Source organism: Flavobacterium sp. B114r (genome assembly GCF_056824125.1).
In genome coordinates, this window is record NZ_CP124858.1 from 5767070 (window position 1) to 5787083 (window position 20014).

A 20014-nucleotide genomic window follows, 5' to 3' on the forward strand; every position below is an offset into this window, starting at 1 on the left:
ACAAATTCCTTCTGTTTCGATACTTTTGCAACATCAAACCTTTATTAAAATTAAAAGCGCTTTAGTACCATTAAAAAAGAGCATTTTTTCTATCTTTAATAATATACTATAGATTTCTTCTTTTTATATTTAATATTGCAGATCATGATTAAAACAATTTTATTTTTTTTCCTCATCTCATTTTCTGCTTACGCACAAATTTCAGGATGTACAGATCCTCTTTCTAAAAATTATAACCCAAATGCTACTGTAAACGACGGAAGCTGCGTTTATAAAAATTTAAAATTAAAACCTCAATACTCCATTAAATTAAGTGATTCAATCAAAGAAACTTCTGGATTAATTGCTTTTCATGATTTATTATGGACACATAATGACGATCATGAAAAAACGATTTACGGATTAGATTCTTTAGGGGAAATTCGAAAAAAGATTATTCTGGATAAAACAACCAATCACGACTGGGAAGAAATTTCTCAGGATAGTACCCATCTGTACATTGGGGATTTTGGAAATAATTATTCCGGAAACAGAACGGATTTGTCAATTTTAAAAATTAATAAAAAATCATTTTTAGAAGATAAACCAGAGATCGAGATTATTACATTTCGTTTTTCTGACCAAACTGATTTATCGCCTAAAAAACCAAATTCTACTAATTTTGATTGCGAAGCTTTTATTGTTTCAAAAGACAGTATTTATTTGTTTACAAAACAATGGAAGAACTCTGGAACGACTATTTATACTTTACCCAATACAGCCGGCGATCATATTGCAAAGCTCAAAGATACTTTTGACACAAAAGGTTTGGTAACGGGCGCGACTTATCTTGAGTCTAAAAAATTAATTGTGCTTTGTGGTTATTCTAAAATAGGAAAACCATTTTTATATCTTTTATACGATTACAAAAACAACGATTTTTTATCCGGAAACAAACGAAGAATGACCTTAAAATTTCCTATCCTTCAAATAGAAGGAATCGCTACTCAGGATGGTTTGCATTATTATTTAACGAATGAATCGTTGATTCGGAAACCTGTTATCAATGTTCCGCAGCAAATTCATCGCATTGATTTAAGTCCTGTTTTAAATTCCTATCTCCATAAATAATTCGCAAATAGCAATATAATAGCTTACTTTTGCAAAAAAGTTGTGTTTTGTAAAACATTCATAACTTCTAATTTAACTCATAATTACAACGTGAATTACTTATCTGTAGAAAATATATCCAAGTCATTTGGCGAAAGAACCTTATTTGACAACATCTCTTTTGGAATCAATAAGGATCAAAAAATTGCTTTCATTGCCAAAAATGGCTCTGGAAAAACAACTATTATGAGTATTATCAATGGTTTGGAAGAACCGGATACAGGTCAGGTAGTTTTAAGAAAGGGTATTAAAATGGCTTTTCTTTCACAAAACAATAACTTACAAGAAGAGTTAACTATTGAAGAAAGCATATTTGCATCTGATAATGAAACCCTGAAAGTTATTGAAGCTTATGAAAAAGCATTAGAAAATCCGGAAGACGAAGAAGCGTATCAAAAAGCTTTTGACGGAATGGACCAGCATAATGCATGGGATTTCGAGACTCAATACAAGCAAATTTTGTTTAAACTAAAACTGGAAAACTTTAAACTAAAAGTAAAAAGTCTTTCCGGTGGTCAGAAAAAACGTTTATCATTAGCTATTATCCTGATCAATCGTCCTGATTTATTAATCCTTGATGAGCCTACCAATCACCTTGATCTTGAAATGATCGAATGGCTGGAAAGCTATTTTGCAAAAGAAAACATTACGTTGTTTATGGTAACGCACGACCGTTTCTTCTTAGAGCGTGTTTGTAACGAAATCATAGAATTAGACAACGGAAAATTATACCAATACAAAGGAAATTATTCTTACTACTTAGAGAAAAAAGAAGAACGAATTGCTTCTGAAAATTCTAGCGTCGATAAAGCGCAAAACTTATTTGTAAAAGAATTAGAATGGATGCGCCGCCAGCCAAAAGCGAGAACGACAAAATCTAAATCGCGTCAGGATGACTTTTATGACATTAAAGAAAAGGCACAAAGCCGCCGTCGTGAAAATAAAGTAGAACTTGAAATTAATATGGAACGTATGGGAAGCAAGATTATCGAGCTTCACAAAATTTCTAAAAAATTCAAGGATCACGTTATTTTAGATAATTTCAGTTTTGATTTCCAACGTGGTGAACGTATCGGAATTATTGGTAAAAATGGTACAGGAAAATCGACTTTCCTGAATTTATTAACAGGAACACTTCCTCTGGATTCCGGAAAAGTCGTTGTTGGAGAAACAATTAAGATTGGATATTATACGCAAAGCGGAATCAATCCAAAACCGGGTCAACGTGTTATCGATGTTATTAAGGAATACGGAGAATATATTCCGTTGATGAAAGGAAAGATTATTTCGGCTTCACAATTATTGGAGCGTTTTCTTTTTGATGCCAAAAAACAATATGATTTTGTAGACAGATTAAGTGGTGGAGAATTAAAACGTTTGTATTTATGTACGGTATTAATTCAAAATCCTAACTTCCTGATTCTGGATGAGCCTACAAACGATTTGGATATCGTGACATTAAACGTTTTAGAGAGTTTCCTTTTGGATTATCCGGGATGTTTATTGGTAGTTTCTCACGATAGATATTTTATGGATAAAATTGTCGATCACCTATTCATTTTTAGAGGACAAGGTGTTATTGAAGATTTCCCAGGAAACTACTCTGATTTCAGAGCTTATGAAGATAGTAGCGATGTTGCTCAAAAAGAAGAAAACAAAGCAGAGAAGAAAGATTGGAAACAAAATAATCCAACAGGAAACCTAACTTTTAACGAGCAAAAAGAATATCAAAAACTAGAAAGAGAAATTAAAGATCTCGAAATTGACAAAACCAAAATCGAACAATTATTCTCTGACGGAAAAGTTCCCGACGCTGATATCGAAAAAAAAGCAAACGAATTGCAGAACATCATCAATAAAATAGATCAGAAAGAGGAGCGCTGGTTCGAGCTTTCGGCTAAGATTGAAGGGTAGTTTTTTAGTTTTCAGTCTCGGTCGCAGTTTTCAGTTTGGTTGCGAAATACTTTTTAAATTAAGTTTTTTCTTATTTTTTTTAAATATCCTTGTAAAATTAAACAATGGATTTTAAAGAATTATTAGCTTATAAAAAGTCTTTTGAAATTGCAATGGAAATATTTGAACTTTCAAAGGCATTCCCTAACGAAGAAAAATATTCATTAACTGATCAAATAAGATGATCTGCAAGATGTGTTTCAGCAAATATTGCAGAATCTTATCGAAAGAGAAGATATGCAAATCACTTTATAAGCAAATTGACTGACAGTGATGCTGAGAACTCAGAAACGAATGTTTGGTTAGATTTTTCACTTAAATGTGACTATATTAATCAAGCAAAATTCGATATCCTAAATGCGAAAAACATTGAGATTGGAAAACTAATAAATTACATGATTAACAATCCTGGTAAATTTGGATGTACGATCTAATATTCTCTGAACAAGACTAAAAACTGAGACTGTGACTAAAAACTAAAATTTTACTATATTAGCACCTTAAAAATAAATACCATATGAAATACCTATTATCAGCATTTTTTGCAATGACTTTATTTGTTTCTTGTTCTTCTAATGATAAAGATTCAAAAAAAACAGATTACACTGTCGAGAATGAAAAAGAAATCACTGATTACATCGCTAAAAATAAACTAACAGCGACAAGAACAGATTCTGGTTTGTATTATATTATCAACGAGCCTGGAACGGGAGCTCAACCTACAGCAACATCAAATGTAACTGTAGCTTACAGAGGATACTTTACTAATGGAACAATATTTGACCAAAGTAAACCAGAAGGTCTTTCTTTTGGACTAAATCAAGTTATTAAAGGTTGGACAGAAGGTATTCCTCATTTTAAAGAAGGAGGAAAAGGAGCTTTACTAATACCTTCTCATTTAGGTTACGGAAGTTCTAGTTCTGGCACTATCCCAGGAGGTTCAGTACTTATCTTTGACATTAATTTAATTAAAGTCAACAAATAAAAACACAAAAGCATCTTAATAAAAAAGCACAACAAAATTTAATTCTGTTGTGCTTTTTTTTTATTTTATTAAATTCTGAAAAACTGAGATAGCGACTAAAAACTAATTCTACCAGGGAATTGGATTATAATCTTTTAAGAATTTTCCGCACCAGTGTTTTCCCGTATTGATTCCGTCAAACAAAGGATCCATAACACGTGCAGCACCATCAACAATATCCAGTGGCGGTTGAAAATCTTCTAATTCCTGTTTCTTTTTGGCCAGTTCAGCGGGATCTTCATCTGTTACCCAGCCTGTATCAACGGCATTCATAAAAATACCATGTTTGGCTAAAGTTCCGGATGACGTATGCGTTAACATATTCAAAGCCGCTTTTGCCATATTCGTATGTGGATGGCGATCTTCTTTAAAGAAACGATGAAACTTCCCTTCCATTGCCGAAACATTAATAATATGTTTTTGTCCCGTATTGTCTTTTTTCATCACTTCCGAAAGGCGGTTACACAAGACAAAAGGCGCAACAGAATTTACCAGTTGCACTTCGATCATTTCGGTAGTTTCTATTTGTCCTAAACGCAAACGCCAGCTATTTGTTTTTCGCAAATCGACTTGTTGCAAGTCAGCATCAAGTTCTCCTTCCGGAAAAACTTCATTGGCGATCAACGCATTATCAAAAGAATACGGAATTTGAGATAATTGGGCCGAAGCACGCAAACCAATTCCGGGTTCAGGTCCATGCCAGGTTACCGGCATATTTTCATTAGATGAAGCTCCGCTTGTCAGCATCTTTAATTCATCCAGACAATTAAGATGATCCAATAATAATTCCTGCGCTTGCTTAGGCAATGCACTGATTGGCAATTCTTCATTTTGCATCAAATGCGAATAAAATCCTGCAGGACGTCTAACAGTTTGTGCCGCATTATTGATCAAAATATCAAGGCGTTCGTATTTTTGCTCAATAAAATTGCAAAAAATCTCCACACTCGGAATATGTCTTAAATCTAAACCATGAATTTTTAAGCGATGTCCCCATTCCATAAAATCATCTTCTTTCGCAAATCGCAAAGCCGAATCTACCGGAAAACGAGTCGTAGCAATAACAGTTGCTCCGCCACGCAATAACATCAAAGTAATATGATATCCAATCTTTAAACGGGAACCTGTAATAATAGCAACTTGGCCTTTTACATCCGCCGTCTGGAAGCGTTTAGCGTAATTAAAATCACCACAATCCGTACACATTGTATCATAAAAGTGATGCATTTTAGTAAACTCTGTTTTACACACATAACAATTTCTTGGCGTCTCAAGTTCTAATTGCTCTTTATGAGCAAGATCATTATACGCTAATAACTTAGGAGCAACAAATACACTGGCCTCACGCGCATGACGAATTCCGGTTTCTTTACGCGCCGTTTTGTCTTTCTTTTCTTTTTTACGCTTGGCAGCTTGTACACCATCTTTTACCCTTCTGGAAAACTCATCCCTGTCAGGTCTGGAAAACAGTCCTGCTTCTTTAATTAAGGAGATTCGTTGTTCTTTCGGAATATCAAATATAAGATCTGTATTTGTATTCAATTGTGCTAAAATAGCAATGCATCGATTAATTTCTTCAGAAGATATCTTACTTGTACCTTCTATTTCTTCCTTCAACATCATAAAAAACGTATTACTATTAGCTTAAATTTAAAGTCTGCAAATATAGTCTTTTAAAAGTCTAAAGTTGTAAAGTCAAAAGTGAGAAAGCAATACTAGTATCTCTAAAACTTTTGACCTTTGACTTTCTGACTTTTGACTTTCTCCTTTTTTGTATCTTCGCGCCTACTTGTAAATTTTACTATGCTATTTCAAATAAAATCATATTTAAAATTCCTTTGGAACTCCAAAAATGAACACGGTGTACATTCGCCTTTTGTGTTTAACTTATTGACGAAGTGTTTTTATGACAAAAAAACAAAACCAGAATATTTGATCTTAAAAAATTATAGAAAATCCCTCGTAGAAAATCAAAATTTCATCGAAGTATCTGATTTTGGCGGATCAAAAGTTTTTAAATCGAATAGAAGACAAATTTCTAAAATAGCTAAAACAGCAGGAATTTCACCAAAACATGCCGAATTACTTTTTAGGGTGACTAATTATTTTCAGCCTAAAAATATTCTCGAAATCGGAACCTCTTTAGGTTTGGCTACGTCTGCCCTGGCTCTAGGTAATACCAATGCAAAAGTTATTACACTCGAAGGCTGCCCGGAAACTGCGAATGTCGCTAAAACTCAATTAGAAAATTTTAATTGTAACAATGTTAATCCGGTAATAACTGAATTCGAAAAATATTTTCAGGAAATCAAACTGAGACTGAATACTGACACTGAAAACTTTGATCTAATATACTTCGACGGTAATCATTCTAAAAAAGCCACTTTGGCTTATTTTGATCTCTTGCTAACAACGATTACGAATGATTCCGTTTGGATTTTTAATGATATTCATTGGTCACCAGAAATGGAAGATGCCTGGGAGCTCATAAAAAACCATCCAAAAGTTACCGTAACTATTGATACGTTTCAATGGGGATTTGTATTTTTTAGATACGAGCAGGAAAAAGAACACTTTGTAATCAGGGCATAAAAAAAAGACAACCATCGCTGATTGCCTTTTTAATACTAATTCAATTTACTCAATTATTTTTTAGCAGCTTTATTCTCTTCTGATTTCGCTCCCATTCTGTTAAGAGTATACATTGGAGCAAATTTTACTTTTAAACCTGCAATTTTTCTATTGTCTTCAGAGGTAAGACCTTCTTTTTCAACCGTGTTTTTTCGGCTATCAAGAGCTTCATACATGATTTTAATTTTATCCCAGTCTTCACGGGAATATTTATCTTTATTATTCTCTACGGTATGAACAAATTGTTGGTATACACTGTGAATATTTTTAGCGTTTACCCAATCAAAATTCATATCCTCGCCAATTTTTCCTTCACCAAATAAGGAATTTCTTAATTGTTGTTGTGGGCTTGGAGCGGGAGGGGCAAAAACGGTGGTCATTTCATTTTTAAATTCTTCGTATTTGACTTTACTCGCATTTATTTTTTCTGTAGCAGCTGAGTTGTCTTTAATATCTGCAAGTGCTGTTTGAGCTTCTGCAGCTCTTCTGTCATACTCTGCTTCTACATCTTTCCAATCTGCTTTCAAATCGTCTGCTTTAACATTCTTAACCGAGTCTACGTAGGCTACATAAGAGTCGATTGTTTTTTGAGCTTTTTCTTGTTTCTCATCTTTACACGATGTAAAGCTTAATGCAACTAATGCAATTCCTGATAACAATTGTATGTTTTTCATAATTCTGATTATTAAAGATTAGACAACAAATATAGTTAAAATTTTAAATAAAAATAAATAATACATAATAAATTAATAATTTCATTAAAAATAATTCAGTTAAAAATAGAAAATATGACAATTATGTAATTATATTCAAAAATCATATAACAACTTATTCAGTCATTATTTTATAATTAATGTAAAAACAATAATTCCGATAAAAGGACAAGTTCAAATCAACAATTTTTGTAACAAAAATCAATTTCACGCTACTTATCGTTTATTGAAAAGTGTTTTGTACTTTTAAATCCAAAATTGTAAATCGAAATGGCAAATCCATTAATTAAAATAACCAACATCAAACGAGATTTTGTATTAGGTAACGAAATTGTTTATGTTTTAAAAGGCATAGATTTAGAAATAAACAAAGGAGAATACGTGGCTTTAATGGGACCGTCAGGATCAGGAAAATCGACTTTAATGAATTTGTTAGGTTGTTTAGATACGCCAACTTCCGGACATTATGTTTTAAACGGAAAAGATGTCAGCAAAATGAAAGACGATGAATTGGCGGAAATTCGAAACAAAGAAATCGGTTTTGTATTTCAGACCTTCAATCTTTTACCCAGAACTACCGCTTTAGACAATGTCGCATTACCCATGATTTATGCGGGATATTCGAAATCTGAACGTAATGCGCGTGCAAGCGAAGTGCTCAAACAAGTAAATCTTGCTGATAGAATGGATCATCAGCCCAATCAGCTTTCAGGAGGTCAGCGCCAGCGTGTTGCTATTGCACGCGCCCTGGTCAACAAACCATCGATTATATTAGCCGACGAGCCAACAGGAAACTTAGACAGTAAAACCTCTGTAGAAATCATGAAACTCTTTGGCGATATTCACGCACAAGGAAATACTGTGATTCTGGTAACACACGAAGAAGATATTGCAGCTTATGCACATCGCATTATTCGTTTGCGCGATGGAATAATTGAAAGCGACACGACCAAATAGTTTTATTGTTTATTTGTTAAACTGAACAAAAGGAAAAACTTAGTCACTTAGCAACTCGGAACCTTAGCAACTTAAAAAAAAATGAAAGTTTATACAAAAACCGGAGATAAGGGAACCACAGCCCTTTTTGGAGGAACGCGCGTTCCTAAAGATCATATCAGGATTGACAGTTACGGAACTGTTGATGAATTGAACTCTTATATAGGACTCATTCGCGATCAGGAAATTGATGCACATTACAAAACTATTTTAATAGAAATTCAAGATCGTCTTTTTACGGTTGGTGCTATTCTTGCTACTCCGGCAGAAAAAGAAGTATTAAAAAATGGCGAACTTCGATTGAAAAATCTCGGAATTATAGATACTGACATTGAATTACTAGAGAATGAAATAGATAAAATGGAAGAAAGTCTTCCGCAAATGACCCATTTTGTTTTACCTGGAGGCCATCCAACTGTGTCACATTGTCATATTGCACGTTGTATTTGCCGTCGTGCAGAGCGTTTGGCAGTACATTTAAGCCACAATGAGCACGTACCTGAAATCGCAATCATGTACTTAAACCGACTTTCTGACTATCTTTTTGTCTTGGCACGGAAGTTGTCGTCAGACTTAAAAGCGGAAGAAGTGAAATGGATTCCAAGAAAGTAAATTTTCTTTAATTCCAATTTTTATAAATCCCAAATTCCAAAGAAATAATTTAAAAATTCTGCGAATTTAAATAATATACAAAATTCCAAATATTGGCAATTTTAGGTTCCTTTTTTGGAATTTTGAATTTATTTATTGGAATTTTAAGGAGACGTTCTTAAATTTTATTAAAATAAATCAAAATTTACTTGTCTTTTTCAGTAAAAAATTTATTTTTGCACAAACTAAACAGATAACAGATGTATTGGACATTAGAATTAGCATCTTATTTAAGTGATGCCCCATGGCCTGCTAACAAAGACGAACTTATTGACTACGCTATTAGAGCTGGTGCTCCATTAGAAGTAGTAGAAAACCTTCAGTCGATTGAAGACGAAGGAGAGATATATGAATCAATGGAAGAAATTTGGCCTGATTATCCAACAGACGAAGATTATCTTTGGAATGAGGATGAATATTAAAAAATAAACCAAAGGAAAAAGTCTCATCACCGAGGCTTTTTTTTTGGTTCAAATACACATTTACATAAAATAGAAATACAATAAATCATGAGTTTCATAAACAGTATTATTAAAGTCTTTGTAGGTGATAAATCACAGAAAGATGTCAAAGCTTTACAGCCCTATTTAACTAAAATTAAAACATTCGAAACCAGCTTAATGAGTTTGTCTCACGACGAATTGAGAGCCAGAACCGCATATTTTAAAGAAAAAATAAAAGAAGCCAGAGCTGATAAAGATGCTAAAATTGCTTCGCTAAAAGCAGAGGTAGAAAACATTGAAGACATTGACAAAAGAGAAGATCTTTATGATGCTATAGATACTCTTGAAAAAGAGGCTTATGAAATCTCTGAGAAAACTTTATTGGAAATTCTTCCTGAAGCTTTTTCTGTTGTTAAAGAAACAGCGCGTCGTTTTAAAGATAATTCTTTTATCGAAGTAACTGCAAGTCCAAAAGACAGAGAATTTTCAGCAACTAAAACATATATCACTATTGATGGTGATAAAGCCGTTTGGGCAAACAAATGGAATGCTGCCGGTAAAGAAATTACCTGGGACATGATTCACTACGATGTTCAGTTAATTGGTGGTATGGTTTTGCACGAAGGTAAAGTTGCAGAGATGCAAACAGGTGAGGGTAAAACTTTGGTTGCTACATTGCCACTTTACTTAAACGCCTTGACAGGAAACGGAGTTCACTTAGTAACCGTGAATGATTACCTTGCAAAACGTGATAGTACATGGAAAGCGCCTTTATTCGAATTTCACGGTTTAACTGTTGATTGTATCGATAATCACCAGCCAAGTACAGAACAAAGAAAAAAAGCATACGACGCTGATATCACTTACGGAACCAATAACGAATTTGGTTTTGACTACTTAAGAGATAACATGGCACATTCGCCAGCAGATTTAGTACAAAGAAAACACAACTACGCTATTGTCGATGAGGTCGATTCTGTATTAATTGATGATGCAAGAACACCACTTATTATTTCAGGACCGGTTCCTCAGGGAGATCGTCATGAATTTAATGAGTTAAAACCAAAAATCGAAAACTTAGTAAGTCTTCAACGTCAGTTGGCAAATGGTTTCTTAGCTGAAGCTAAAAAACTAATCAAAGAAGGAAACACTAAAGAAGGTGGTTTCTTATTATTGAGAGCTTACAGAAGTTTACCTAAAAATAAAGCATTAATTAAATTTTTGAGTGAAGAAGGAATCAAACAATTACTTCAAAAAACCGAAAATCAATATATGCAGGATAACAATCGCGAAATGCATAAAGTGGATGAAGCTTTGTATTTTGTAATTGAAGAAAAAAACAATCAAGTTGAATTGACTGATAATGGTATCCAATACCTTTCAGGCGATACTGATCCTGACTTTTTCGTACTTCCGGATATTGGAACTGAAATTGCAGCAATCGAAAAACAAAAACTCGATAAAGATGGTGAAGCGGAAGCTAAAGAAAGATTATTCCAGGATTTTGGGGTAAAAAGCGAGCGTATCCATACTCTTACTCAACTTTTGAAAGCGTATGCTCTTTTTGAAAAAGATGTAGAATACGTAATCATGGACAACAAGATTATGATTGTCGATGAGCAAACTGGTCGTATCATGGATGGTCGTCGTTATTCTGACGGTTTACACCAGGCGATCGAAGCTAAAGAAAATGTAAAAATCGAAGCTGCTACACAAACTTTTGCAACTGTTACATTACAGAATTACTTTAGAATGTACAGCAAATTAGGTGGTATGACAGGTACAGCGGTCACAGAAGCTGGCGAGTTATGGCAGATTTATAAATTAGACGTTGTTGAAATTCCAACCAACCGTCCGATGTCAAGAATAGACAAAGAAGATTATATCTATAAAACTACACGTGAAAAATTCAACGCTGTAATTGATGATGTAACTGAATTATCAAATGCAGGAAGACCAGTTTTAATTGGAACAACTTCTGTAGAGATTTCAGAATTATTAAGCCGAATGTTAAAAATGAGAGGCGTTAACCATAACGTTTTGAATGCAAAAATGCACAAACAAGAAGCTCAAATTGTTGAAGAAGCAGGTAAAGCCGGAGTTGTAACTATTGCAACAAATATGGCTGGTCGTGGTACGGATATTAAATTGACCCCAGAAGTAAAAGCTGCCGGAGGCTTAGCAATTATTGGTACAGAACGTCATGATTCACGTCGTGTTGACAGACAGTTACGTGGTCGTGCAGGACGTCAGGGAGATCCGGGAAGTTCGCAGTTCTATGTTTCTCTTGAAGATAACCTAATGCGTTTATTTGGTTCTGAAAGAGTTGCTAAAGTAATGGACAGAATGGGACTTCAGGAAGGTGAAGTTATTCAGCATTCTATGATGACTAAATCTATCGAACGTGCTCAGAAAAAAGTAGAAGAAAATAACTTTGGTGTTCGTAAACGTTTATTAGAATATGATGACGTAATGAACTCTCAACGTGAAGTAGTATACAAACGTCGTCGTCATGCTTTATTTGGCGAGCGTTTGAAACTGGATATCGCGAATATGCTTTATGATACTTGCGAATTAATCGTAAGCCAAACTAAGCCTACAAACGATTTCAAAAATTTCGAATTTGATTTGATCCGTTATTTCTCTATCACTTCTCCTATTTCTGAAGGTGATTTTGCAAGATTAACTGATATCGAAATCACAGGAAAAATATACAAAGAGACTTTAGCATTCTATACTGAAAAAACAGAAAGAAGTGCAAGAGAAGCTTTCCCAATCATAAAAGGAGTTTACGAAGAGCCAAACAATCAGTTTGAGCGTATCGTAGTTCCGTTTACTGACGGAATCAAAACTTTGAATGTTGTTACAGATTTGAAAAAAGCATATGATAGTCAAGGTACTCAGCTAATTGCTGATTTCGAAAAAAACATCACTTTATCTATTGTTGATGAAGCCTGGAAAAAACACTTACGTAAAATGGACGAATTGAAACAATCTGTTCAGTTAGCCGTTCACGAACAAAAAGATCCATTGCTTATTTACAAATTAGAAGCTTTTAATTTGTTTAGAGGAATGTTGGACAACGTAAACAAAGAAGTTATTTCATTCTTATTCAAAGGTGATTTACCGGCTCAAAACGTTCCTGAAATTCACGAAGCAAAAGAAGTTCGCCAAAAAGAAAACTTCAAATTAAGCAAAGACGAAATTGTAAACAGCGAAGACATCAACCGCGAAGCTGGAGAAACACAACAACGTCAGGTTACAGAAACCATTGTGAGAGACAATCCAAAAATCAACCGTAATGATACCGTAACAGTTCAGGAAGTTGCAACTGGTAAAACAGAAACAATGAAATTCAAAAAAGCAGAAACTTTAATCGCTTCTGGCGCTTGGGTTCTTGTTAAGTAAGCCTCAGTTTACAGTTTACAGTCGAAGTTTACAGACTGATATTCTTATATAGTTCAACCCCGTCAGTTTTAAAACCTGACGGGGTTGTCTTTTTAAATAGTTTACATATTGAGACTGGGACTGAAACTGAATACTGCAAACTGCTACTGGGACTATAAACTGAGACTAAAACTTTTTTTATAAAAAGCTCAAAAATCATTCGATATAAACGAATAAGATGTATTTTTGCTGTCGAAACAACGAAATCAACTCTTGAAGAAGTTTATTATCATAGTACTTTCTTTTATGCTTTTAGTGCCATCATTTGGCAGTTTCTTTGTTTATACCTCATTCAAATTAAATCAGGACGAAATTTCGAAAACGATTTGTGTACAACGCAAAATGCTTTTTAATTCTTGTAACGGCCGATGTGAACTTCAAAAGAGTTTAAAAAAATACGCCGACAATGAAAAGAAAATGCAAAACAACCTGAAAGAGAAAGTAGAGATTGTTTACATTCAAAATACAATTACAACACCATTCAAATTAGTAGCTCCTATAACTACTAAAGAAAATCTTTTTGCTTCTTTAGACCAAAAACCAATTTCGGTTTCAATTGCTACTTTTCGCCCTCCATCCTATTTTATATAATTTTTTAAATCGCATTTCAATTCTTTATTGAGATGATTATTTCGTTGTTTCAAAAACAATGGAATCGTGCTTACGCACACCCAAAATTTAAAATTACAATTATATAAAATTCATAAAATGAAAAACACTTTATACAAAGCCCTTGCTATTGTAGCAATTTCTATATCACTAATTTCATGTTCAAGCGACGATAATAAAAACGATACTTCAGGAAGCGGAAGCTTAATCTTAGAATATGACAATGGTTTTGGTACAAACGACTTGATTTTAAATACCCAAGGCAATACAACTTCTAACAATGAAGTATTAAAAATTAGCCTGATCAAATATATTGTTAGCAATGTAGTTTTAACAAAAGCCGACGGAACTACGGTAACTTACCCAAAAAGCAAAAGCTATTTTATTGCTGACGAAGGTGCTGCAGACGGACACGAATTTAAGCTTACTGATATTCCTGCCGGAGATTACGTAAAAGTAAAGTTCGGGATTGGAGTCGATGAAGATCAATGGAAATTAGGCGCTACCGGACAAGGCGATTTTCTTGCGCAGGCTGACAAAGCTGGAATGTTATGGTCTTGGGCTGCGGGTTATAAATTCCTGGCTTTCGAAGGTACTTTTACATCGCCTACTGTTACTACACCAACACCTTTTATGATTCATACGGGCAAAACAGGAACTGATTATAATTATACTGAGGTTACACTTGATTTGCCAACAAAAGCATTGGTTCGTACTACTATTACACCAACAGTTCATTTTAAAATCGATTTGTCAAAAATCATTGACGGAACCAACAAAATCAAACTGTCTGACAATAATGCAGGCGGAATGGGCGCAATGATTATGGGCGGCGCGAACTTACCGCTTATTACTCAGAACATATCGGCTATGTTTAAAGTTGACCACGTACATAACGACTAATTTTATTTTAAGGAGCACAAAAATTTTGGTTTACCAGAAATAAAGTCCCGCTTTCCGTTTCAATCTTTTTATCCGCCGCGGCGGACAAAAAGGATTTCTACTGCAATCGGGGCTAAACCAGAATTTTTTGTACTTCTAATAAATCAAAGAGCAATCACAAAGAAATTTTAATGTCATTGTAATTTGTGCAAATTCGTGCAATTATTGGCAAAAAAATATGTTGTCTTGCTTTTTATTAAACTTAAAATCATGCTGAAAATAAAATATTTTCTATGGCTGATGATTCCGTTGTTATGGAGTTGCTCTAATCAGGATGACCAATATGTAAATATTCCTCTGGAATTTACTGTTCCTTCAAACTTTCCTGCTTTAGCGTACAATATATCACTGAATCCGCCAACAGAAAAAGGATTTGAACTGGGTAAAAAACTGTTCTACGACGGACGTTTAGCGTCTGACGGAATTGTTTCTTGTGGCTTTTGTCACATACAAGCCAATGCGTTTACACATCACGGACATACAGTAAGTCATGGTGTAGACAATGCGCAAGGCACCCGAAACACACCATCGATTCAGAATCTCGCTTACCAAACTACATTTATGTACGACGGATCTGCAGACCATCTTGACTTACAGCCTATAATTCCAATTACGAGTATTATAGAGATGAATGGAAACCTGAACGACATCTTAAAAATGATGAAAGCTGACAAAGAGTATCAAAAGCTATTTGGACTTGCTTTTGATGACGGCGCGATTACGACCGAAAATATGTTAAAAGCTCTTTCGCAATTTATGGTTATGGTTACTTCATCTAATTCACGATTCGATAAATACAGGCGAAATGAATCCGGAGGAACTTTGACAAACGATGAATTGGCTGGTTACGATTTGTTTAAATCAAAATGTGCTTCTTGTCACGCGACAGATTTACAAACTGATAATTCATTTCGCAACAATGGCTTAGCTGTAAACCCAATGGTAAATGATGTTGGGCGTTATAAACTAACCGAATTGGCGACAGATTATTACAAATTCAAAGTACCAAGTTTACGAAATGTAGAAGTTTCAGGACCTTATATGCACGACGGAAGATTTGGCACTCTAGAAGGCGTTCTCGATCATTATGCAAGCGGTATAGAAAACTCTGCAACTCTGGATCCGGTATTAAAACAAAACGGAAAGTTTGGGATTGCACTTTCTGACACAGACAAAAAACAAATTATAACTTTCCTGAAAACATTGACTGATAATCAATATTTGACTGATAAACGTTTCTCGGAATTTTAAGAAAATTAGCCCACGGGTTTTACGGATTACTGATTAACGCAGATTAAAAGCAATTGAGAATCATATTTAAAAAAAATCATTTTAATCCGTGTAATCTGTGGCAAAAAATATCGCCGAAGTTTGTCATCATTTCGAGGAACGAGATCCGATCGATAGCGAACAGGCGAAGCAAATCACACACGTTGATCAAACAAAGATTGGCCCTTTTCTTTACGGAGTTTCTAGTGTGATTTCTCCTTCGTCGAAATGACAAGATTGTGTAAACACTTTTGCTATTCACGATAGTTATCAAGAGTAGCAAAAAATAAAAATATAATAAAAACCGGAGTCCTAGCCCCGATTGAAGTGGAAAGCCTTTTTGAAAAAAGACCTTATTTTTCCTGAGTTTATAAAGCAACCAACGGAAGCTTTGTCAACTTATAGAAAAATGGGATTTTGAAAAAAGCTTGAAACGGAAAGCGGGATCAGCTCCTAAAAATAATTAAAATGAAAAAAATAATAGTAATGATTGCGCTTTTGGCTGGGTTTTCGGCCTTTAGTTTTACCGCAAAAGATAGTATTTCGGTCTTCACCTTTCAACGTTTAGCGATGATGGAAGATTTTGATTGTGATGCTTGCGGATGTTCAGCAAGTGGCGGAAGCATGGGTTTTGGCTCAATGCTGAATAACAATTTTGTAGGGTTAAGATATATGAAACAAAGTTATACGAGCCGTGACGGAATCTTTGCCAATTCGCCCTGGATTGATGAAAATTTTAATACGATTCAGGCTTGGGCGCGAATTCCTGTTACAGAGAAAATTCAGATTTCGGCATTGGTTCCCTATCATTTTAACGAAAGAGCATTGACAGCCGGAACTGAAAACATCGAAGGTTTGGGAGATATTACTGTAATGGCTTTGTACACTGTTTTTGAAACAAAAAAAGACAGTACGTTTTTTACGCATAAAATAAATCTTGGCGGGGGTATAAAACTCCCGACGGGAAAATTTAAAGAAGCTAATAATTTAGGAAGCGTGAACCAGAGTTTTCAACTAGGAACCGGAAGTTGGGATTTTCCTGTGATTTCTGAATATGTAATCAAACATAAAAACTTGGGGTTGAACACAACATTGAATTATATTTTCAAGACTGAAAACAGCAAAAATTACCAATACGGAGATCAGTTTAATTATGCGGGAACGTTCTTTTATTTGTTCGATTTAAAATCAGTTCAGATTGTTCCGCAAGCCGGATTGGCGGGCGAAGTTTACCAAACCAACAAGCAATACGGTTTAGATTTACCTAATACGGCAGGCGATATTTTGTTTAGCAAATTTGGTATAGAAGCCGGGAAAGATAAATTTTCGGTTGGATTAAACGTGATGTTGCCAATCAATCAAAACTTATCAAGCGGCAATATGGAAGCAAATTACAGATGGAGCGTAAACTTAAATTACACACTGTAATTTTTAAAACAAAATACAAACAACGAAATAAACTTTGAAAAAAATCATCATCATCATATTACTTTCCTGTATGCTTTTGGTGCCATCTTTTGGCAGTTTCTTTGTTTACACTACATTTAAATTAAATCAGGAAGAAATTTCAAAAACGATTTGTGTACAACGCAAAATGGTTTTTAATTCTTGTAACGGTCGTTGTGAACTTCAAAAAAGTTTAAAAAAATATTCTGATAACGAGAAAAGAATGCAGGACAATCTGAAAGAAAAAGCAGAAGTCATTTATATCCAAAATGTTCCTGTAAATCATTTCAAATTTGTTGTATCAATAGAAACACGAACAGCCGTTTTTGCTTATTTCGATAAAAAACCAATTTCGGTTTCAAGCTCAACTTTTCGCCCTCCCTCCTGTTTTATATAAATTTTAGCCCTGCTTTTCGATTCTTTCGAGAAGCTTTTTCCTGCGTTCTACTAAGAGAATGCCGGTTACTTTTTTAAAATTTATAGTATTAAAATGAAGAAAATATATCTCATCCTATTCCTTATAGGACAATGTGTGATAGCACAAAATAAAACAGAAAAAGACACCACAAAATCACAAGAACTGGACAATGTTTTTATAACAGCCAACAGAACTGCCACTTTACGCAAAGAAACTCCTGTTGCCATTAGCAAAATAACTGCTAAAACCATTAATGAAACTAAAGCGACGGCCGTTTATGAGATCATCAATAAAACTCCTGGAGTTCTAATGGTCAACTTAGGAAACGAACAGCACATGATGTCGATTCGCCAGCCTATGACTACAAACGCCTATTATTTGTATTTGGAAGATGGTTTACCAATTCGGCCAATGGGAATTTTTAATCATAATGCTTTATTAGAAATCAATCAATTTAATTTACAAAGTATCGAAGTTGTCAAAGGCCCCGTTTCGTCTTTGTACGGACCTGAAGCTGTTGGCGGAACAATCAATTTAATTTCACTAAAACCACCTGTTGATCCGGAATTTAAATTTGGAGTTCAGGCTGACAATTACGGTTACAGAAGATTTCAGGCTGCCGGTGGAGCAACAATCGGGAAAGTTGGTTTTCATATCGCCGGAATTTCAAGCTTGCAGGAAAATGGCTGGATGACCTATTCTGATTATAACAAAGACAACCTGAATGCCAGAATCGATTACAACATCTCTTCTTCTACCCGATTGATCAGTAATACCATGTACGGAAAATATTTTTCTGACATGAGCGGAACCGTAAATGAAGATTCATTTAATAACAGAACTTATCAAAGCACATCTAATTTTACCTATAGAAAATCTCAGGCTTTACGAACACGATTAACACTGGAACATGACTGGAACCCTAATTCCAGCAGTTACATTACAGGGTATTTACGAGACAATAAATTAGGACAAAATCCTTCGTACGGAATTAGATGGAGCCCAACCGTAAACCCAACAACTGCAAAAGGCGAAGTCAACTCGAATAATTTTAAAAGTTACGGCGCCATTGGTCAACACACTCAAAAGTTTGATTTTTTGAATACAAAATTAGTCGCCGGAGCATTATATGATTATTCTCCTGTAACTTATTGGTCATACGTTATCGATCTAAAAGCTAATCTAAATCCTGGAGAAGTCGGAAAACAAACTGTCGATTCATATGAAATTATTGCAGAACATCCGGACTCAAAATTAGCAGATTATACTGCTGATATTTTCAATAGTGCGGCTTACGCCCAATTTAGCTTTAGCCCGATAGAGAAATTAGTAATCACAATTGGCGGTCGTTATGATAATATGAAAGTGAATTACGAAAATGCCCTTGACAATTCTACCGGAAGTAAACTTTATGACAAAATGACTTTTAAAGCCGGAGCCAATTACAACCCGTTTGAATTCGCCGGTTTTTATGGGAACTATTCACAAGGTTTTGCACCTCCCGGAATTACATCCATTTTTAGAACTAAACCCGGAACCGGAGGAACAACCGGAGTTCCTGCTGATTTTTATTATAATCTGGAACCTGCTACTTTCGACAATTATGAAGTGGGCGGATGGTTTTCTTTCTTTCAAAACAAATTAAATTTTGATTATGCTTTCTATTATATGGAAGGAAAAAATGAACTTTTAAACATTAAACTGGCAGATAATTCAACTGATTATCGATCAGCAGGAGAAACACGTCATAAAGGGATTGAGTTTGGAGCTTCGTACCGTCCTTCAAAACAATTCAACATTCGTTTTGGCGGAACTTATGCACAACACACTTATATCGATTTTAAACTTTCTGACAAACCAACCGATCCTGTTCAGGATTTAAACGGAAAAGACATGCCAGCAGCGCCAAAATGGTCCGGAAATTCTGAGGTAAGTTATTACCCAAACTGGCTTCCTAATCTTAGAACTTCTGTAGAATGGCAGCTTGTTGGCAGCTATTACCAAGATCAGATTAATAGCATAAAATACAGTGGCTACAATATATTCAACGTCAGAGTAGGTTATCAATGGAAATCTATCGAGATATACGGAAACGTATTGAATTTAACGGACAAATTATATGCTTACAATGTTTCAAGAGCCAATACAGCAAACGCTCAACCCACTTATACAGCAGCTGCACCAAGAACTTTTGTGTTTGGAATTCAGTATAATTTTTCATTAAAAAAATAGAAATTATAAAAATTGAACCATTAAGATATTACGGTTCATTAAGCCAAAACTTAATTTTCCTTAATCTCTTAATGGTAAAAAAATCATTTTA

At 34.6% G+C, this 20014-nt stretch carries 16 protein-coding genes and 1 pseudogene; 15 read left to right on the forward strand and 2 right to left on the reverse strand.

Annotation, left to right across the window (positions count from 1 at the left end):
• Window positions 1-144: 144 nt before the first annotated feature.
• The 4 genes and pseudogenes from QLQ94_RS23985 to QLQ94_RS24000 all read left to right on the forward strand — a co-directional run bounded on the left by QLQ94_RS23985 (window position 145) and on the right by QLQ94_RS24000 (window position 4087).
• A complete protein-coding gene (locus QLQ94_RS23985) occupies window positions 145-1110 on the forward strand; it encodes a T9SS C-terminal target domain-containing protein (RefSeq protein WP_482498739.1) in 966 nt (321 codons plus the stop codon).
• Between the two features lie 90 nt (window positions 1111-1200).
• Window positions 1201-3063, forward strand: coding sequence for an ABC-F family ATP-binding cassette domain-containing protein (locus QLQ94_RS23990; protein WP_271334412.1), 1863 nt, complete (start codon window positions 1201-1203; stop codon window positions 3061-3063).
• Between the two features lie 104 nt (window positions 3064-3167).
• A pseudogene (locus QLQ94_RS23995) lies at window positions 3168-3536 on the forward strand (four helix bundle protein).
• Between the two features lie 83 nt (window positions 3537-3619).
• Entirely contained in the window at window positions 3620-4087 is a 468-nt protein-coding gene (locus QLQ94_RS24000; RefSeq protein ID WP_271334413.1) for an FKBP-type peptidyl-prolyl cis-trans isomerase, read from the forward strand.
• Window positions 4088-4195: 108 nt separating this feature from the next.
• On the opposite strand, the gene QLQ94_RS24005 is transcribed toward QLQ94_RS24000, so the two are convergent.
• Entirely contained in the window at window positions 4196-5746 is a 1551-nt protein-coding gene (locus QLQ94_RS24005) for an SDR family NAD(P)-dependent oxidoreductase (protein ID WP_482500003.1), read from the reverse strand.
• 183 nt (window positions 5747-5929) lie between these two features.
• Here QLQ94_RS24005 and QLQ94_RS24010 point away from each other — a divergent pair, with 183 nt between their 5' ends.
• Window positions 5930-6718 carry an O-methyltransferase gene (locus QLQ94_RS24010; RefSeq protein ID WP_271334414.1) on the forward strand — a complete coding sequence of 263 codons (789 nt, stop codon included), beginning with the start codon at window positions 5930-5932 and terminating at the stop codon, window positions 6716-6718.
• 53 nt (window positions 6719-6771) lie between these two features.
• On the opposite strand, the gene QLQ94_RS24015 is transcribed toward QLQ94_RS24010, so the two are convergent.
• Window positions 6772-7431, reverse strand: a complete 660-nt coding sequence (locus QLQ94_RS24015; protein ID WP_271334415.1) for a DUF6565 domain-containing protein — start codon at window positions 7429-7431, stop codon at window positions 6772-6774.
• 309 nt (window positions 7432-7740) lie between these two features.
• Here QLQ94_RS24015 and QLQ94_RS24020 point away from each other — a divergent pair, with 309 nt between their 5' ends.
• From QLQ94_RS24020 to QLQ94_RS24065, 10 genes are all read left to right on the forward strand, one after another.
• On the forward strand, window positions 7741-8427 hold the full coding sequence (locus tag QLQ94_RS24020) for an ABC transporter ATP-binding protein (protein ID WP_271334416.1): 687 nt from the start codon (window positions 7741-7743) through the stop codon (window positions 8425-8427).
• Between the two features lie 81 nt (window positions 8428-8508).
• Window positions 8509-9078 (forward strand): cob(I)yrinic acid a,c-diamide adenosyltransferase, encoded by a 570-nt coding sequence (locus QLQ94_RS24025; protein ID WP_271334417.1) that lies wholly within the window; start codon window positions 8509-8511, stop codon window positions 9076-9078.
• A gap of 239 nt (window positions 9079-9317) precedes the next feature.
• Complete coding sequence (locus QLQ94_RS24030) at window positions 9318-9539, forward strand: DUF2795 domain-containing protein (RefSeq protein WP_007138072.1); 222 nt, start codon at window positions 9318-9320, stop codon at window positions 9537-9539.
• 87 nt (window positions 9540-9626) lie between these two features.
• A complete protein-coding gene (gene secA / locus QLQ94_RS24035; RefSeq protein ID WP_271334418.1) occupies window positions 9627-12968 on the forward strand; it encodes a preprotein translocase subunit SecA in 3342 nt (1113 codons plus the stop codon).
• A gap of 252 nt (window positions 12969-13220) precedes the next feature.
• Window positions 13221-13598: a hypothetical protein gene (locus tag QLQ94_RS24040; RefSeq protein ID WP_271334419.1), complete on the forward strand. Its 378-nt coding sequence runs from the start codon at window positions 13221-13223 to the stop codon at window positions 13596-13598.
• A gap of 117 nt (window positions 13599-13715) precedes the next feature.
• Window positions 13716-14519 (forward strand): MbnP family protein, encoded by an 804-nt coding sequence (locus QLQ94_RS24045; RefSeq protein ID WP_427401676.1) that lies wholly within the window; start codon window positions 13716-13718, stop codon window positions 14517-14519.
• A 249-nt stretch (window positions 14520-14768) separates the two neighbouring features.
• On the forward strand, window positions 14769-15809 hold the full coding sequence (locus QLQ94_RS24050; RefSeq protein ID WP_482498741.1) for a cytochrome-c peroxidase: 1041 nt from the start codon (window positions 14769-14771) through the stop codon (window positions 15807-15809).
• A gap of 486 nt (window positions 15810-16295) precedes the next feature.
• A complete protein-coding gene (locus tag QLQ94_RS24055; RefSeq protein ID WP_271334422.1) occupies window positions 16296-17255 on the forward strand; it encodes a transporter family protein in 960 nt (319 codons plus the stop codon).
• Window positions 17256-17289: 34 nt separating this feature from the next.
• Window positions 17290-17670, forward strand: coding sequence for a hypothetical protein (locus QLQ94_RS24060; protein WP_271334423.1), 381 nt, complete (start codon window positions 17290-17292; stop codon window positions 17668-17670).
• Window positions 17671-17763: 93 nt separating this feature from the next.
• Entirely contained in the window at window positions 17764-19923 is a 2160-nt protein-coding gene (locus tag QLQ94_RS24065) for a TonB-dependent receptor (RefSeq protein WP_427401674.1), read from the forward strand.
• The last annotated feature ends 91 nt before the right edge of the window (window positions 19924-20014 follow it).